The organism is Paenibacillus sp. FSL R5-0744, assembly GCF_037972555.1.
Lineage (GTDB): Bacteria > Bacillota > Bacilli > Paenibacillales > Paenibacillaceae > Paenibacillus_AQ.
This window is the reverse complement of record NZ_CP150228.1, coordinates 2,013,612-2,030,961: the sequence shown is the minus strand read 5'-3', so window position 1 is coordinate 2,030,961 and position 17,350 is coordinate 2,013,612. Positions and strand designations below refer to the sequence as shown.

The following is a 17,350-nucleotide window of genomic DNA, read 5'->3' as shown; positions in this document are numbered from 1 at the left end:
TCTATATCCTCCCCTTTTTCTCTATAATAACGAGTTCGTATATAATAGAAAGGACCGATGTCCAAAAAGGAGTACGCAATGAAAACTATTCAGGATCCAAATCTTATAGCACATTACATTACCCAATTTAATCTAAATCAAGTATTCACGACATCAAAACATGCTTTAATTCAGTTACGTGTCTATGAGCAGAATGAAATTATTTTGCATGAGGGCGATGAGCTGGACGGAATTTATTTTCTAGTGGAGGGGCGTACTAAGGTTTCTTCTAGTGTAGGAACGGGAAAATCCTTATTATTACGTTTCTGCTCACCCTTGTCTTTATTCGGAGATATTGAGTTCGTGCAAGAGGTTGTAGTCCAATCACAAGTGGAAGCCGTACAGCAAACCACCCTCTTATTTATCCCGAAACAAAAGGTTGAGTCTGACCTAATGGATAACCATAGCTTTAAAGACTTATTGCTGAAACATCTTTCTTACAAGCTTCTAACCTGCACATCCGCATCAAGAACGAACTTACTAGGCGCTGTCGAGGAAAGGTTTGCAAGTTATCTATTAACGATACAGCTCCAACGGGAGTTTGGAAAAGAAATTCAGACACCCTATATCCCAGATATAGCTTCGTTAATTGGGACTACTCCCCGCCACTTAAACCGTGTCATTCAGCGGCTCACCGACATGGAGATCTTATATAAAGTTAAGCAAGAAATTGTAGTACTCGACTGGGAGCGTTTGGATGAATTATCTAACGGAATAAGATTTGAATAACCTAAAGGCCCATCATTCAATTGAGGATAAAATGATCGATGTCATCATAACGGATATCGATCTTTTCTCCGTTTCTTTTGACAAGATTTATATACAGAGGAGTTGTATCAACACTTCCGCCACCAACTAATACATGGTAGTCATCATTGATTTCATATTTGCGGATGTACAAACCTGAACCGACGTCTTCAAAGGGATAACCTTCAAAATCCTTCCACGACAACCCCTCGCCTTGCTGAGCTAGATCCCGTACTTCATCAATGGACAATATCGCAGCTTTTTTATCATTACAGGCTGAAAGTATAATCGTCAAAGCAAACAATAACAGCATTATCAAGTTACGCTTACTTCTCATTCATAAACCTCCCAACTCTTGAATATCCGGTCTCCAGAACGTGGAATACGGTTCAATTGAGGCAAATAGCTCCTCTAGTGTAAAAGGTGTGTTATTCAGAACCATCACGTCCTGAAAAAAACTAAGGTCAAATTGGAAGACCAGCCGCTCACTTTTAGGTGAAGCCATCACATAATGAATATCTCCACCTTTGATGAAGACGAACTCATTTTCTTTTAGCTGCATCGGCTGGTCATTTACTCCAAGGTTCACTTTCCCTTTAACAATCCAGATAATTTCCATTTCCTTATGCCAATGTGGTGTAGTTAATATACTGCCATCGTTCTCAATACAGCGGTACGGAAAGGCTTTATCCAGTCGTGGGAATTCCAAATAAATGGCCATCTGATCATCTCTCTTACTTATTTAGTGGATTTATAATCTCATTTATAGCGGACAAAGGCGAGTTTGGCTATTGAAGCTGAAACGTAAAAAGAGCTATCCATTACCCAACCAGGGAGCATGGACAGCAAATTTTAGGGATCGTTAATGATTCAATTTCTCTCATTTCGTAATTGCTCCACCATCCCGACGAAACTGCTTGGGGGTCAAGCCAGTGTATTTTTTAAATAACTGTGTATAGTAACTTTGGCTACAAAATTTAAACATCAAAGCGATTTCGGAAATAGACTGATTCGTGTGAATGAGGATCGACTGCGATTCCTCAATTCTACGCCGGTTGACAAATTCCGTGAGCGGCATACCCGTTTCACGCTTGAAGCGGTCGGACAAATAACTGGGATGCACACCAACATGCCGGGAGATCAGGCTAAGGCTCAAATCTTGAAACAGATGCTCGCGTATAAAATATACGGATAAATTGACAATATGTGAATAGTGAAGGTTCTCCTTCTGCTGGCGCATCACTGTAATGAATTGCAGGACCATTTCATATTCGTATCGATGAAGTGCCTCAATCTCCGTCGTAGCTTCCACCGCACGGATGAACGTATCACTCAGCTGAAAAGCGGTCTCAGGGTCAACACCACCCCGGATAATCGCACGTGTAAACAAGGTGCAGGATGCAATCATAGCGTTTTTCTTGGAGCGCAGCGGATATCGGGCTAGCGTAGCAGCTTCCATTGCGTTAATTCTATGCAGTGCTTCCAGTGCCCGGTTCTCGTCACCAAGTCGGATAGCTTCCAAAAGCTCTTGTTCATAATCCAGCGGAGGATGGACAAATCCCTCTGACAGATCCACAGAACGTGTGGACCAATATTCCGGTAGTTTATGTTGTCCTTTAAGTTGATCCATACTTGTTACCTCACCTAAAAATTTTGATAATATCCTAAATAATTTAGTATAATTCTAGCCCTTTCGGACTTAAAATTCAATTCATAACCATCAAGGGAGGAAACATAAGCATGAGCTGGAGCATTGCCAATCAGGGATTGTCGGCAGATACCCTACTGAATTTGGAAAGTATTTTTGCGCTGGGGAATGGATATTTGGGCGTGCGTGGCAATTTTGAAGAAGGGTATTCCGATAAAGAAATCCGCAGTATCCGCGGAACGTATTTAAACGCCTTTCACGATGTAATTGACATTCCCTATGGGGAGAAGCTATTCGCCTTCCCTGGTACACAGCAAAAATTGGTTAATATTATAGATTCCCAAGGGATAAATATTTATATAGGTGAAGATATGGAGCCATTTGCACTTACAGCAGAGAATGTCCTCGCCTATGAGCGTAACCTCCATCTGGACAAGGGATATTCGGAGCGTAAAATCCACTGGAAATCCCCCTCCGGTAAAGAACTCAAGCTGCATTTCCGTAGACTCGTTTCTTTCACTACCCGTGAACTTTTTGCCATTCATCTGACTGTTGAGCCTATCAATTTCACCGGTCCAATCCGGGTTGTCTCTCGTGTAAATGGCGATGTTAGTAACTATACTAACCCGAATGACCCGCGTGTAGCTGCAGGACATTCCAAACGCCTGAGCGTAGTAGCGTGCGAAGCTCGGGGTGAATATGTATGCCTGGAGAACGTGACGATGTCTTCGGCCCTGCGGACCTCCTGTGTTACCCGACATGAATGGGAAGGGGACTGGCAGGTTGAAACTCAGGCTGGAGAAACCGATGCTACAGTGACGGCAACCGCCTCCTTGTCTGGGCCACTATCACTGACCAAATGGAATGTCTATACCGATACACTACGACATGAACAAATGCTTGTAGATACCGGTATTCAGGTACAAGAATCATTGAAGCACCTCTCCTTTGAAGACATGCTGGAACAGCAGGAGCATTATTTGGCTGATTTCTGGAAGCGTTCCGATGTAGTCATTGAGAACGACTTGTCGCTTCAGGAGGGCATACGTTTCAACCTTTATCAGCTGCTGCAATCAGCCGGACGCGACGCGCATAGCAACATCTCCGCTAAAGGCTTATCCGGTGAAGGGTACGAAGGCCATTATTTCTGGGACACGGAGATTTATATGTTCCCTGTGTTCCTAATGACTTCGCCTGACTTGGCCCGGCAGCTCCTATTATACCGGTATTCCAAGCTGGAGGAGGCAAGGGAACGTGCTAAAGAGATGGGTCACGCCCAAGGTGCATTGTTCCCATGGCGGACGATTTCAGGTACGGAATGTTCCTCCTTCTTCCCATCCGGTACAGCTCAATATCATATCAGCGCCGATGTAGCCTACAGCTATATCCAATACCATCTAGCGGAAGAAGATGACGCCTTCTTGCTCCAATACGGTGCCGAGGTGCTATTTGAGACAGCGCGGCTTTGGATGGAGATCGGTCATTACTACGAAGGCAAGTTTCACATCGATGAAGTGACTGGACCGGACGAATACACATGTCTTGTGAACAACAACTATTACACCAATGTAATGGCCAAACATAATTTAAAATGGGCCGCACGCAGTTTTGCGCGACTTCAAGAATATGACGAGGCTGCATTCCAAGCTTTGTGTGTGCGCCTGCATGTAACTGGACCAGAAGCAGACAGCTGGCTGAAGGTGGCGAATGCCATGCTGCTTCCTTACGACGAGAAGCTGGGCATTAATCCGCAGGATGATACTTTTTTACGCAAAGCGGTCTGGGATTTCGAGAATACACCACCGGAGAAACATCCGTTGTTGCTGCATTACCATCCACTCACGCTATACCGTTATCAGGTCTGCAAGCAAGCCGATACTGTACTGGCTCATTACTTGCTGGAAGACGAGCAGTCGCATGAGACCATTCGTAAGTCGTATGATTATTATGAGCAAATCACTACCCATGATTCCTCCTTGTCCTCTTGCATATTCAGCATTATGGCTTCGAAGATCGGGTATAAGGACAAAGCGTATAACTATTTTATAGAGACAGCGCGGCTCGATCTCGACAATACGCACGGAAACACTAAAGACGGATTACATCTCGCCAATATGGGTGGAACGTGGATGGCTATTGTGTACGGTTTTGCCGGAACACGTCTCAAGGAAAATGGCCTGTCGCTCGCTCCGTCCCTACCTGCGGGCTGGCAGAAATATAACTTCCGCCTCACCTTCCGCGGCCGCCTCATTGCTGTAACCATTCGCGAGGAAGGTGTGGAGCTTGAACTGCTAGAGGGTGAAGCACTTGAACTTACGCTCTACGGCCAATCGGTAACTCTGGGCAACGAGAAGCCGGTAACTCAGGCGCTGCAAGCCTAATCATAAGGAGCGAAACACAATGAATGCAACATCTCAAATTCAAGCCGTAATCTTTGATCTAGACGGCGTTATTACCGATACCGCAGAATATCATTATCAGGCTTGGGGCATGATTGCGAAAGAGCTGAGCCTCCCGTTCACCCGAGAGTTCAATGAGAACCTCAAAGGTGTATCGCGCATAGCCTCACTGGAGTTGCTACTTGGACAAGCGGCAACTCCGCACACCTATTCTCCCGAAGAGATGGAGGAGATGGCGACCCGCAAAAATGAGTTTTATCAGCAACTCATTCAGCAGGTAACCCCAGCCGATGTGCTGCCTGGTATTTCTGAATTGCTCGCCGAGCTGAAGGACCACGGAGTGAAGACTGGCATTGCCTCCGCTAGTAAAAATGCCTTTACAGTTATCCGCCTTCTAGGTATGGAGAAAGACTTCGGAGTTATTGTAGATGCAGCCAAGCTTGCTCGCAACAAACCAGACCCGGAAGTGTTCCTGACCGCCGCCGATGCGCTTGGAGTAGATCCGCAATTTTGCGTCGGGGTCGAAGACGCAGTCGCCGGGGTAGAAGCGATCAGAGCGGCAGGTATGTTCGCTGTATATATCTCCTTACAGGAGAGCTTGTCCAACGCTGATATGAACTTGAACAACACTGCTGAACTTAACTACTCCGAGCTAAACCAACAATTCGCTAATAAGAATAGAGTAACTAAATAATCGGGTATTCCAGTCTCAATATATGTAAGTCACGAACTAAGCCGGCAAGCTCCTAAGGGAAGCTTGCCGGCTTTTGTTTGAAATTTCCAGAAAATCCGCTTCTGATTTCGATCATCAATAACCTATTGATAATATTGCGCTTGCGCTTTCCACATAGTGCTGTACTCCTGCTGATCTTTCAACAATTGATCATGTGGACCGTATTCGTGCAATTCACCATTGTTAAAAAGTGCGATTTTATCGCAGAATTTACAAGCAGATAACCGATGTGATATATAAATAACGGTTTTATTTGCTGCCAAAAGATTGAAGTTGTTGTACATCTCAAACTCCGCATAAGGGTCCAACGCAGCTGTAGGCTCATCCAGAATAAGAATAGGTGACTTTTTGAGTAAAGCCCTAGCAATTGCTATCTTCTGACTTTCACCACCCGAAAAGTCTGTGCCTCTATCATCAAAGATTTTAAATACCTGTGTATCTAGTCCTTTGTCCAAACCTTTCATTTTTGCTTCCAATCCTACTTGATTAAGCATTTCTTCCATTTCCTTATCCGATGTTTCGCTATCCTTCGCGCATAAGTTGTCTTTGATAGAAAATGAAAATAATTTATAATCCTGAAACACAACACCTAAGATTTTCATATATTCATCGTATCGATAATCTTGAATAGATCTTCCATTCAGAAGAATCTCTCCTTGATCAGGTTCATACAATCGGCAAAGCAGTTTAATAAAAGTCGTTTTACCTGCGCCATTTTGACCTACTATAGCTATCTTCTCTCCATTTTTTATGGTCATTGATACATTTTTTATTGAATAGCTCTCATTTCCCGCATATTTAAAAGACACATTACAAAATTCAATCTCCACATTCATGAGTTTCTCAAGACTCTCTCTTCCGCTTTTCATTGTTGGTTTTAGACTTTCAAACGCTCTAAACACCTCAATGTATTTACACATTTGTCGAGATTCTACGTAAGCATTCATTGCCAACGAAACTTGTGTTGAAAAGCTATTCGCGGCAGAAATATACATAACAAAACCACCCATTTGAATCTTACCTGTAACTACTTTCACAACCATGTAGGCGTAGATAATGACCATTTGCAATTGAAGGTTAACGCTCGTCAGTCCTTTATATCTCCCTACTTTTTCATATAGACCACCAAAACCACGAACACTTTCATTATGGTAAATATCCACTTTATTCAGCAAATAAGGAGCCATCCCAAACAAACGGATATCTTTAGCCATGGAAAAATCAACTACCAGTTTGGAATAATAACCAAATTTCCGATTCAGAGGAGCTAATAATTTATGAAAATTGAATTGAGCTTGTTGCGACTTTTTAAAGATAAAGGTATTAAGTGCAATCATCCCAATAATCAACATAATGATTCCAATGTTTAGCGTAAAGATTAAGGCCGTTAGCCCCAAAAGGGAGAGCATTGTTTGCAGTAAAGTCTTCATACTATCCAACATTTTACGTATAACATCCTGCTGTCTTATGGGAGCAAGCGCCTGTTCTTTAAGATCTAGCACTTTGGAATTCTCTAAACTCTCATAATCCAGGTCCATAATATGATTTCCAATATGTAGCTCTAAACTATCCATGACCACTAAATTAAACAGTTCAATTTGTTTATTAAGATAACTTTGGAGCAGCCCCAAGACAGCATTACCTGCCACCAAAATTCCTATCCAGAGGATAATATACATTTCGCGGCCGGCTCCCATCATTTCATCAATCAAATATTTGGGAAGAATGATGTTTATAAACGGGAAGATTGCACTGCATAATGAAGAAACCACCATTAGCGGAATGTACGATTTAGACATGGTATGTACTAACTTGCAAAAGTAAAGGGTCACATTCCAATCCTTTTTCAGTGCAGGGAATGGATTCATCAGCTAGGATTCACTCCCTTTATAATATTGTGCTTGAATCTGATACATTTGATTGTATCTTCCATTTTGTTTCATTAATTCACTGTGAGAACCCGCTTCGGCAATTTCTCCTTGCTCCATATACAGTATCTGATCACAGAACCGTGTGCTGGACAAGCGATGGGAAATATATAATGCTGTTCTCTCTCCGATCATTTCATTAAATCTTGTATACAGATTGAATTCTGCAATTGCATCAACTGCTGCAGTCGGCTCATCCAAAATAATCAAATCTCCATTCTTATAAAGCGCCCTTGCCAACATCATTCTTTGATTCTCCCCTCCAGAGAACTCAACGCCTTGATCATCTAAAAACTTTTGCATTGGGGTGAGAATACCTGATTTCAATGAGGCGACTTTTTCGCTTAGTCCCGCTTTTTCAAGACTGTCATGAATTCTTAAAGCGTCAGACTCTCTATGTTCTTTTAGAGAAATATTCTCTGCTAATGAGAAAGCGAGTACGCGAATTTCTTGAAATACCGTAGAAAATAATCTCCAGTAATCCGTTTTAGCAAAATGTTTGATATTGATTCCATTCAGCGTAATCTCTCCACCATCGGGTTCATACAACCTGCATAACAATTTGATAAGCGTTGTCTTGCCAGCACCATTATGACCCACAATAGCAAGTCGTTGATGTGGAGGGATGATGAAGGATATTTTATTAAACACAGGCTGGCTAGTACCAGGATAAGTAAAGGAAACTTCTTTAAATTCTATCGAATAAGGGCCAGTTGGGAGTGTATGCATACCTCCTTCCCCCTGCTTATCTTGCGGTATCTCTAAAAAGTTACGGAGTTCCTCTATGTATAAATTCTGTGTGCGCAGATGGGCTAAATCTTTCATAAATCCCTGAAGAACGCCAGAAAATCCAGCGACAGCAGTTGTGTACATCACAAAATCACCTATAGTTATCCTCTGATGAAGGTAAAGATACGCCAAATAACCATATACAATCCCCTCACGGAATAACCGGATCAAAATATCTAATATTTCACTTTGAAAATAAGAGCTGCTGATTGAGGACTGAATTTTCTGTCTATTTTGAACACTTGAATGGTATAGGGAGACCAATGTATTGTTAAAGGAATTAATCCGAATTTCCTTACCAAAAGTAAAGTCTTGCATAATATCCGAATAATACTTTCTCTTCCTCTCCAATTCCGAAAGTTGTTGTTCATGTTCATACTCATAACGTTTAGCACGTAGGGAAAACACATAAGAACACCCAATACTTACAATTAGAAAAACAATAACAGCAAAATTTAATCCTCCAATTACAGTGATATAGCCCGCAAAAGCAAGAAATCCAGCCAGACATGAAAAAAATGTATGAAAAAATCCCTGAAACCCATTCTGCACACTTTGTAGAGAACGCTTGGCCTGCTCCATCTGATTAAGATAACCGGGATCTTCTGTATTTTTGAAATCAACATTCATATTTTGTGCAGTGTGGGCGTGGATCTGTTTAAATACAACTTTCATTAATTGAGTTAAACCCAAATTTTGTAGATATCCTGTAAAATAGCTAGTGATAGTCAGTATTAAAAACATCAGTGAAATTAGGAAGATAAAATGTTGAGGTCTTTGCTGTCCCGTCAGTTCATCTATAATAAATTTTGGGAATAGGATTAAAAGGAAGGGCTGCACAGCTAAAAGAAGCGTTACAGTAGAGTAATAAATAATGGAACGTCTACTGTTAATCCATGATGTGGAGAGGACATAGCGAATGCTGGTCCAAGTGGAGGTTAATGATTTTGTTCTCATTACATAAAGTTCCCCTTAGTATTTAAAATGTTTCTTGATTACATTTTATCAATACTATTATTTGGAAACAGTATGAATAAATTAGTATAAACAGTATTATTTTAGGTGGATTAACGAGTGAATTCATGCATCACAAATAAAAAGGTTCTTGCTAGCCGAAGCTAGCAAGAACCTTAATCTTTAGTTTCATCCTCAGAACACCGACTTCTATTCGCCATTGCGGGCATCCTCACAGTATTCCGACTTTATCAGACCTATCTTTAAAAAGCTTCTTTATAGTGAGTCCAAATAAAACACAGCAAGTCAGTGCCGCACAAAAATCAGCAATAGGCTCAGCAATAATCACTGCATCTGTTTTCGGGCTAATAAATGTCGGGAGCAAAAGTACTAATGGAATAAGCAAGATAATCTTACGCAAGATCGCGATAAAAATAGAAACTCGTGCTTGTCCCAAAGCAATAAATACTTGTTGAAACGCTAATTGAATACCAAAAATACAAGTGCCAAGGAAAAATATCTTCATTAATCTAGCGGTCAGAGCCACAAGCTCAGGATTATTGGTAAAAATGATAATGGGCAGCTTCGGAACAAAAATGGCCACGCCCCACATCGACAATCCGAAAGCTGCGCAAAAAACACTGCAATATAAAATGGTAGATTTTACACGTGCGAAATCGCGAGCTCCATAATTATAGCTAATAATAGGCTGTGCCCCTTGTGCAAAACCAGATAACAACGTCCCAAATATTTGCATCAGCGTGCCCATAATCCCCATGGCAGCAACGTACATATCGCCTCCAAATTTAGCTAAGGACGTGTTAAATACAATTTGAATTAAACTTTCGGTCGACATCATAATAAACGGAGAAAGCCCCAATGCAAGTACACTTGCCGCTTCTTTAGGTTTAATGCGCATATTCGATAGACGCAAGCGCAGATGAGCTCGTTTAGAGATTAAGAACCCTAATACCCAAATAGCCGAAATAAATTGGGCAATTACAGTTGCCAACGCTGCACCCTTAATGCCCATATTCATCTCAAAAATAAAAATGGCGTCAAGGACGATATTCACAACCGCTCCAATACATACCGTGAGCATGGCTGTTTTGGCGTATCCTTGTGCTGCAATGAACGGATTCAATCCTAAAGAAATGAGCACAGCCACAGTTCCTAGAAGGTAAATGCTTAAAAAATCGTCGGCTAGCGGCAATGTATCGTGACTCGCCCCGAATAACGTTAAGAATGGCGACTTAAAGATAAGAAACAAAGCGGTTAGGATTATGGATGCCATCAGCAGCATAGTAAAACAACTTCCCAGTAATTCTTCTGCTTTTTTATGTTCTCCTTCGCCCATCTTTATGGAAGCTAGGGGTGCCCCACCAGCTCCGATTAGAGCTGCAAATGCTGAAATCAACATAATAATCGGAAAAGATATCCCTATAGCGGATAAGGCAAGCGTTCCCCCCTCCTCCATTCTTCCAAGAAACATCCGGTCAACTACACTGTACATGGCATTGATTAGCTGAGCTATAACGGCAGGAATAGCCAATAAGAAAATAAGCTTGGGTATACTTTGGTTGGCAAAACGATCCTTCATTTGATTATTCATTTATTCATTTCCAATATAGCTTCACGGAGGCTTTTAGGAAGCTTTTTGACAACCATATCGTAGGAATGGTCTATCATGTCAAAGACATCCGACGCTGACAAGGAACCATCGATCATGATTGAATTCCAGTGTTTTTTATTCATATGAAAGCCTGGTCGAACGCAATCATGTTGCTCTCTTAAGTTCTCCGCAATGATCGGGTCACATTTTAGATTTAAGCGAACAACCTTCCCTGTTTCCTCAAAAATAAGTGCGAACATTTTATCAGCCACTTTGATGACCAATGGAGTAGCCCCAAACGGATGCTCCTTAGTCGCCCCTTTCTTTTTCAAACAATATTCGATGATGTTATTCTTCAACTCTCTCTCTCCTTTTCTGATCAAAGATCTGATCATTTCTGCCATTAACCACGTTTCTTAATTATATCATTTTGTTCACCCGAGCAGTTCCCACAATCATTTATAACAGAGAAAAGACCGTCTCCATCAGGAGCGGTCATAAAGTTCATTAATATAAAAATAATAGTAATGCGACAACTTCTCTCAGAACACCCGCTTCTGATCCCGGTCATCAATAATAATCTGGACGGCTTCTTTAAACCGAATCGCATGAATAATTTCCCGCTCCCGCAGGAACTTAAGGCTATCCTGCAGATCCACATCATCCGTCATATCAATCAGCCACTGGTATGTAGCCCGAGCTTTTTCCTCCGCTGCAATGTCCTCATACAAATCTGCCAGCGGGTCACCCTTAGCTTGAATATAAGCAGTTGTAAACGGTACGCCTGAGGCATTATTGTAGAACAAGGCATGATCATGTGCTGCAAAATGTGGTCCTAATCCAGCTTCCTCTAATTCGCATACCGACGCATCCTTTGTCAGCTTGTAGATCATCGTGGCAATCATTTCGAGGTGGGCGAATTCTTCTGTAGAAATATCGTTCAAAACGCCAATAACTTTATCCGGAATCGTGTATCTTTGATTCATATAGCGCAGGGCTGCGGCGAGCTCACCGTCGGCTCCTCCGTATTGCTCACTTAAATAACGCGCCATCCGGATATCACATTTACCGACCCGTACCGGATATTGCAGCTTCTTCTCATATATCCACATTCGGGAACTTCCCCTCCTCTAGAAACTTAGTTCCTTACAGTACACACTTCTTACACCTGCCAAGGCCAAGGAGCCTGATTCCATTCCCACGGACATTTCGAATAAGCGCGACCAAAATTCTGCAGCGGACCATATAATTCCTGAAATTGATTCGCTAGCTTGGTACGTTCCTGAGTCAGCTGATTAAATTGTTCAATACTTCTTAAATCATCTGGATGAGTATTCAGATATAAGTTTAACTCCACCAAGGCAAAATCAAGAGTCTGCAGCTGTTCAAGCATTTCATAATATCGTTGATCGCAAGGGTTTGCCTCCATAGTCTACTTTCCTCCTCCTTTGCACTTAGATTCATACGGGCTGAACAGTGCTGGCCAGAGCGTGCCATACTTCAAAGCTTCCTGTAAACTAAACTGCGGAAGATCGGGTGGCTGAAAGTTAATGAACTGATTCGGTGGAACTACATATGTCTTGAATGGCACCGGTGGGCAAGGATCAAACGGGCCCCTAAACGGGGTATACCTCCGTAGCTGTGATTCCATTTTTCGTACCTCCTTTGTTCCTGTTCCTTGTTTATTACTCCCTTAGCTAACTTATGACAGCAGGACACATTATAAAACGTTATTTATAAAAAAAGCACTGGAGCAAGATTTGTCATGCAATTGCACAACAAATAAGCTGCCTTCGGAAAAGTACCGAAAACAGCATAAAACTTGGATCTTATTGAATATTAAGATCTAGACTTCACTTTTTTGACGAATCTTCGCGGGTAATCTCAAGGATATCCAACATAAAAACAAAGATGGGAATGCCAAGAAGAAGTCCCCAGACACCTATATAATGCTCAGAAAACAACAACACGATAAAGGTGTAGAACATCGGCAAATTCATTTTTGTGGACATCAACTTGGGATTCAAGAAATAGCCTTCTATAAAATGTAATATCGCAATAATCGCCAGCACATAAGTGACTGTTGTCAGACCGCCGATGTTGTAGCCGATGATTAAGAGCGGAATGAGCGAAATCAAAAAACCAACCACCGGAATGAGACTGAGCAGAAAAATCAAGATCGATAAGGCAAATAAATATGGGAAGTTAAGCAGCCACAAGCCAATAATAGTAAGACAGGTGTTGAATAAGGCAATGAGAATTTGCGCTTCAATTACTTTCCCAAAGGAAATGATGAATTTTCGGCTGAAATACTCCAGATCTATATAAAACCAGGCAATTCGGCTCTCTTTCATTCTAGAAGTGAAACTGACGACCCGGTTCTTCTCCAGAATAAACACAAAACTTAGAATGGTCGATATAACGAAAGTCGCACCCCAGTTGCTAACCTTCAGCACATAATCGATGCCTCTTTTGATGTAGGACTGATAGTTAAGGTCCCTGAGCATATCATACAAATACAATGTAATCTTGTTCTGCGGGAGATCTTCTGGTTTAAGATTGGTAAGGAAGATGGTTAATTGCTTAATCTGTTCCAATACTTTAGGGAGATACTTAGCAAGGGCCAGTACAATCACTGCGATTAAAGCGAGGTATAAAATAACAATAATCACCTTACTGTTAACCTTCATAAATTTACCAATTCGTTTACTAAGCAATGTCTGAAAGCTGTTCATGACAAAAGCAATCAAAAACGTCAGTAACACCAGATTAAGCATCCCTCGAATACTGAACAGCAGCAACCCGATAAGTGCGAGAATAAAAAAACGCCTGGTGGTTATATTCGCGTAGAATCGCTTCAATACATTCATAGATCTTGCTCCATTCGATTGCGATTAATATTGCTGATCATCCATTGGCTATAAAAAGGAAAACTTAGCCCCCACAAAAAAGCCGATGGAAACAAAAAGGAGTGACCAGGTTAGCGCTCCTGCAGTCGTTATGAGTATATATTTTTTGAAAGACATAGCACTGATTCCAGAGATATAGCTTGATACATGCCTCAGACCGGGAATGAAATAGGCAATGAAAATCGCCCAGTTGCCGAACCGCAAAAACCATCTTTTCATACTGGCAAAACGCTTGGGTGTAAGGCCAACCCACTTGCCGAATTTTTCTACCACAGGTTGCCCTAGTCTTAAACCAATGGTATAGCTGATAAGCATTCCGGTGATAGATCCCATGAAACAAACCAATACCGAAAGTGAAAAGTCCAAAACCATAACGGAGGATAAATAGCCTACAAACAGCATTAACACCTCATCCGGTACAGGAAGTCCGATAATCCCAAGTGCCATAAGGGCAAATATGGCTAAATATCCGTACTGCGAAATGATCTCAATAATCCAAGGCATGGGTGTATCACTTCCTGTTGAAGGATTTTTTAAGTGACGGAAATGGGATACGACTGACCATCATTACGGACAGTATTGCCATTAATACGATGACTAGTCCTGGTTTCATGCGTTCATCTAGTAAAGAAATCATCGACAGAATGACTCCAGCAGCAGTAATGGGCATCCCCACGAACCCTTTGGAAGGTGCCGATAGATTAAATCTGGCCAAACGAAGTGCACCACAGATCAAAAAGAATACTGAAGCTGCAGGTCCAATCCAGTGAGCATCTTCTAACCTATACAATAAGATAAGGAAGGTTGGCGCTAAACCAAATGATATAATATCCGCCAATGAGTCCAATTGTTTACCGAATTCACTGGTACATTGCAGTATCCTTGCCAGTAATCCATCGAGTACATCGCATATTGCCGCAAGCAATATCATAAATAAAGCCAGGCTGTATCGTTCTTGAATCGTGAAATACAAAGATAGTGATCCGAGTCCCAAGTTTGCAAGTGTGCACATTGAAGGCAACCAATTCAATTTCATACGATTTCACCCCTTTCATTGTAGTATTTTTGTTGATCCGTTTAACCTTCAAAGGTCACAGTAAAGCTGACGCCGTTCTCCGTATTTTTCACAGAATAAAGACAAGCGTGCATATCTAATATTCGCTTCGCAATGGAAAGCCCCAGACCTGTACCGCCCGTCATTCGACTGCGAGATGGCTCAGACCGATAGAACCGTTCCCAGATTTGCTCTAGCTGATCTTCGGGGATGGATTCTCCTATATTTTGAACAGTGAACACAATAGTCTGGGCATGACTCTCAATATTGACGGTGATAGAACTTCTTTCTTCTGCATGTCTGATAGCATTAGTCATAAAATTCAGCAGAACTTGTTCGATCCAGTTCACATCAGCATATATCGGTAATTCGTTTGCAGGAATAATGATGACCTCCAAATGTTTTTCACTCAGCAAGTGAACCAGCTTGTCCGTCACCTTTTCCGTCAGTTCACTTAACATAAAGGAAGTTTTCCGAAGTTTAATCGTGCCCGACTCCAACCGCGCTAGATCTAGCATATTTTTAACAAGAAACTCCATTTTATCTGCTTCCTCAATAATCACCTTAATGTAGTGATCCTGCTTGCCGGCGCTAACGCCGTCTTCTAATCCCTCGGCAAAACCTTTGATAATACTGAGCGGTGTCTTCAATTCATGGGAGGCATTAGCAAAAAAGTCCTGCTGCATGATCTCCATTCTTTGTTTCTGCTCCATATCCTCAACTAGCTGCTGATTGGCCTCTCTTAACTCTCGTAAAGCAGAATCCAGACTTAGTGATAAGGTGAACATGCTATTAGAAAGACTGCCTAGCTCATCCTTCTGCCGAATCGATGTGTCCCCTGTAAAGTCCAGAGAAACCATCCGTTTGGCTATGTTGTTTAACTTAATTAGCGGACGTGTTACCATTTTCGAAAAAAAGAGAGAAAGAACCAAAATCAGAACAATGCCGCCTATTCCCAGATATAAAAAGAACCAACGCAACGCCTCGTTCGAATCCTTGACTTCCTGTAATGAGGTGACTGTGAATAGTAGTTCAATTTCTCCGGTACTTTGTTTAAGGGGTAAAATAATCACCGAATTGCGACTCCCACTCCAGGGAGCAATCCAGTCTTGCTTCTGTATTTTCAAATTCTTGAAGTCGTTTATCTGCGCCGGTGTCAAAGGAAACCATTCCTCTAGAGCTTCAAACAGTATTCCCTGGCGTGGATTCCATATTTTCAAATCAGGCAATACAATTTCTGTAACAGTACCTGAAGCGTGAATCATCCCAGTCTCTTCCGTATCCCCTATTGTTCCGGTCTCTTTTTTTGTAATACTTATAGGGTAGATTATAGCGGGTGAAGAACTGTCTTCATCCAGTAGTTCGCCTTCGATGCTGAGCTGATCATCTACTTTAATGTTCGCTGCTCTAAGCGCATCTCCGTACTGATTCATGAATAGGGATAAAGAAACAACCATACTCTTTCCGTCATCATCAATTAACTTTATATGAAATGGATCTTCCGAATTCATTTTTCCATCCAGCTTCAAAATAACCATTTGTGTTTTATTCCGCAGCATAAACCGAACGAGCTCCTGGGAGGTTCGAGTGCTTCCCCACGGCTCGCTTATATATCTTGCAGCAAAGCTCTTAAGATGTTTCTCCACGCGGTTCTCTTTTTGCTTCTGATAGAAATTGTCAAACAACAGCAATTGGCTTAGAATGACCATGCCATAAAAGCAGAGGAAAAAGATAACGGTCATCACAAACAGTTTAAAAGTAATTCCCCGTCTTCTCATGCCTCTTCCTCGAACATGTACCCTGTGCCAATCACCGTACGAATAAACCGAGATTCATAACCCAATTTACTTCGCAGCTTCTTAATATGACTGTCCACAACTCTAGAATCTCCTTCAAATTCAATTCCCCAGATCCGACTAAGGATCGTATCTCTTGAAATGACAATCCCTTTATTTCGTATTAAAAGCCATAAAAGATCATATTCCTTAGGGGTAAGCTCCACTTCCGCATCTTCTACCTCTAAGCGATGAGCTAAGGTGTTAAACATCGCGGAACCAAATCTTATTATGCTGGATTCAGGCTGATGGGAGCCTTCAACACGCTTCATAAGTGCATTTGCCCGGGCTACCAGCACCTTTGGACTAAATGGCTTTGTAACATAATCATCCGCTCCTAATTCAAAGCCGTAGATTTTGTCGTCATCTGTAGACTTGGCGGTTAACAAAATGATAGGTACCGCTGATTTTTCACGAACTTCACGGCAGACTTCATAGCCATTCATAGCAGGCATCATGATATCCAAAATCAGCAGATCCGGCAGCAGTGAGTCAAACCAAACCAATGCATCTATTCCATTATCGGCTTCGAGTACTTCCCAATCATTCTGTATGAAGTAATCAGACACCAGTTCACGAATACGAATTTCATCCTCAACGAGAAGAAGCTTCTTTTTCAATCTAGACCCCGCTTTCAAACCATTTATAAATATTAGCATAGTCGAGTGTTATGTCCTTTATGTGTCCACAAAAAAACTCCCCC

18 protein-coding genes are annotated in these 17,350 nt (G+C 41.7%); 3 read left to right on the top strand and 15 right to left on the bottom strand.

Going from position 1 to position 17,350, the window contains the following annotated elements:
• The first annotated feature begins 78 nt into the window (after positions 1-78).
• Positions 79-768: a Crp/Fnr family transcriptional regulator gene (locus MKY19_RS08760; RefSeq protein WP_339802011.1), complete on the top strand. Its 690-nt coding sequence runs from the start codon at positions 79-81 to the stop codon at positions 766-768.
• Positions 769-784: 16 nt separating this feature from the next.
• Here the strand turns inward: MKY19_RS08760 and MKY19_RS08755 are convergent, their stop codons facing one another.
• The 3 genes from MKY19_RS08755 to MKY19_RS08745 all read right to left on the bottom strand — a co-directional run bounded on the left by MKY19_RS08755 (position 785) and on the right by MKY19_RS08745 (position 2,416).
• Complete coding sequence (locus MKY19_RS08755; protein ID WP_339802008.1) at positions 785-1,123, bottom strand: hypothetical protein; 339 nt, start codon at positions 1,121-1,123, stop codon at positions 785-787.
• Positions 1,124-1,507, bottom strand: a complete 384-nt coding sequence (locus MKY19_RS08750) for a cupin domain-containing protein (protein WP_339269910.1) — start codon at positions 1,505-1,507, stop codon at positions 1,124-1,126.
• A 159-nt stretch (positions 1,508-1,666) separates the two neighbouring features.
• The gene (locus tag MKY19_RS08745) at positions 1,667-2,416 is read right to left on the bottom strand and encodes an AraC family transcriptional regulator (protein ID WP_076301038.1); all 750 of its coding nucleotides are present in this window, start codon (positions 2,414-2,416) and stop codon (positions 1,667-1,669) included.
• Between the two features lie 110 nt (positions 2,417-2,526).
• On the opposite strand from MKY19_RS08745, the gene MKY19_RS08740 reads away from it, so the two are divergent.
• The gene (locus MKY19_RS08740; RefSeq protein ID WP_339802005.1) at positions 2,527-4,815 is read left to right on the top strand and encodes a glycosyl hydrolase family 65 protein; all 2,289 of its coding nucleotides are present in this window, start codon (positions 2,527-2,529) and stop codon (positions 4,813-4,815) included.
• 19 nt (positions 4,816-4,834) lie between these two features.
• Complete coding sequence (gene pgmB / locus MKY19_RS08735; RefSeq protein ID WP_339269906.1) at positions 4,835-5,527, top strand: beta-phosphoglucomutase; 693 nt, start codon at positions 4,835-4,837, stop codon at positions 5,525-5,527.
• 122 nt (positions 5,528-5,649) lie between these two features.
• Here pgmB and MKY19_RS08730 read toward each other — a convergent pair whose 3' ends face one another.
• The 12 genes from MKY19_RS08730 to MKY19_RS08675 all read right to left on the bottom strand — a co-directional run bounded on the left by MKY19_RS08730 (position 5,650) and on the right by MKY19_RS08675 (position 17,267).
• Positions 5,650-7,434, bottom strand: a complete 1,785-nt coding sequence (locus tag MKY19_RS08730) for an ABC transporter ATP-binding protein (RefSeq protein WP_339802002.1) — start codon at positions 7,432-7,434, stop codon at positions 5,650-5,652.
• A gap of 3 nt (positions 7,435-7,437) precedes the next feature.
• A complete protein-coding gene (locus MKY19_RS08725; RefSeq protein WP_339801999.1) occupies positions 7,438-9,240 on the bottom strand; it encodes an ABC transporter ATP-binding protein in 1,803 nt (600 codons plus the stop codon).
• A 229-nt stretch (positions 9,241-9,469) separates the two neighbouring features.
• Positions 9,470-10,849 (bottom strand): MATE family efflux transporter, encoded by a 1,380-nt coding sequence (locus tag MKY19_RS08720; RefSeq protein WP_339269901.1) that lies wholly within the window; start codon positions 10,847-10,849, stop codon positions 9,470-9,472.
• Positions 10,846-11,208 (bottom strand): MmcQ/YjbR family DNA-binding protein, encoded by a 363-nt coding sequence (locus tag MKY19_RS08715; RefSeq protein ID WP_339801995.1) that lies wholly within the window; start codon positions 11,206-11,208, stop codon positions 10,846-10,848. Before MKY19_RS08715 ends, MKY19_RS08720 begins: the two co-directional genes overlap by 4 nt.
• 183 nt (positions 11,209-11,391) lie before the next feature.
• Positions 11,392-11,961 carry a manganese catalase family protein gene (locus tag MKY19_RS08710; RefSeq protein WP_149645896.1) on the bottom strand — a complete coding sequence of 190 codons (570 nt, stop codon included), beginning with the start codon at positions 11,959-11,961 and terminating at the stop codon, positions 11,392-11,394.
• 50 nt (positions 11,962-12,011) lie between these two features.
• Entirely contained in the window at positions 12,012-12,278 is a 267-nt protein-coding gene (locus MKY19_RS08705) for a spore coat protein CotJB (protein WP_042186389.1), read from the bottom strand.
• Between the two features lie 3 nt (positions 12,279-12,281).
• On the bottom strand, positions 12,282-12,500 hold the full coding sequence (locus MKY19_RS08700; protein WP_042186387.1) for a spore coat associated protein CotJA: 219 nt from the start codon (positions 12,498-12,500) through the stop codon (positions 12,282-12,284).
• 202 nt (positions 12,501-12,702) lie between these two features.
• The gene (locus MKY19_RS08695; RefSeq protein WP_339801992.1) at positions 12,703-13,719 is read right to left on the bottom strand and encodes an AI-2E family transporter; all 1,017 of its coding nucleotides are present in this window, start codon (positions 13,717-13,719) and stop codon (positions 12,703-12,705) included.
• 48 nt (positions 13,720-13,767) lie between these two features.
• On the bottom strand, positions 13,768-14,262 hold the full coding sequence (locus MKY19_RS08690; RefSeq protein WP_042186384.1) for a DedA family protein: 495 nt from the start codon (positions 14,260-14,262) through the stop codon (positions 13,768-13,770).
• Between the two features lie 7 nt (positions 14,263-14,269).
• Positions 14,270-14,794, bottom strand: coding sequence for a CDP-diacylglycerol--serine O-phosphatidyltransferase (gene pssA, locus MKY19_RS08685; protein WP_042186382.1), 525 nt, complete (start codon positions 14,792-14,794; stop codon positions 14,270-14,272).
• Positions 14,795-14,835: 41 nt separating this feature from the next.
• Entirely contained in the window at positions 14,836-16,590 is a 1,755-nt protein-coding gene (locus MKY19_RS08680) for a HAMP domain-containing sensor histidine kinase (protein ID WP_339801989.1), read from the bottom strand.
• Positions 16,587-17,267 carry a response regulator transcription factor gene (locus MKY19_RS08675; protein WP_339801987.1) on the bottom strand — a complete coding sequence of 227 codons (681 nt, stop codon included), beginning with the start codon at positions 17,265-17,267 and terminating at the stop codon, positions 16,587-16,589. The genes MKY19_RS08680 and MKY19_RS08675 overlap by 4 nt, the downstream gene beginning before the upstream one ends.
• Between the last annotated feature and the right edge of the window lie 83 nt (positions 17,268-17,350).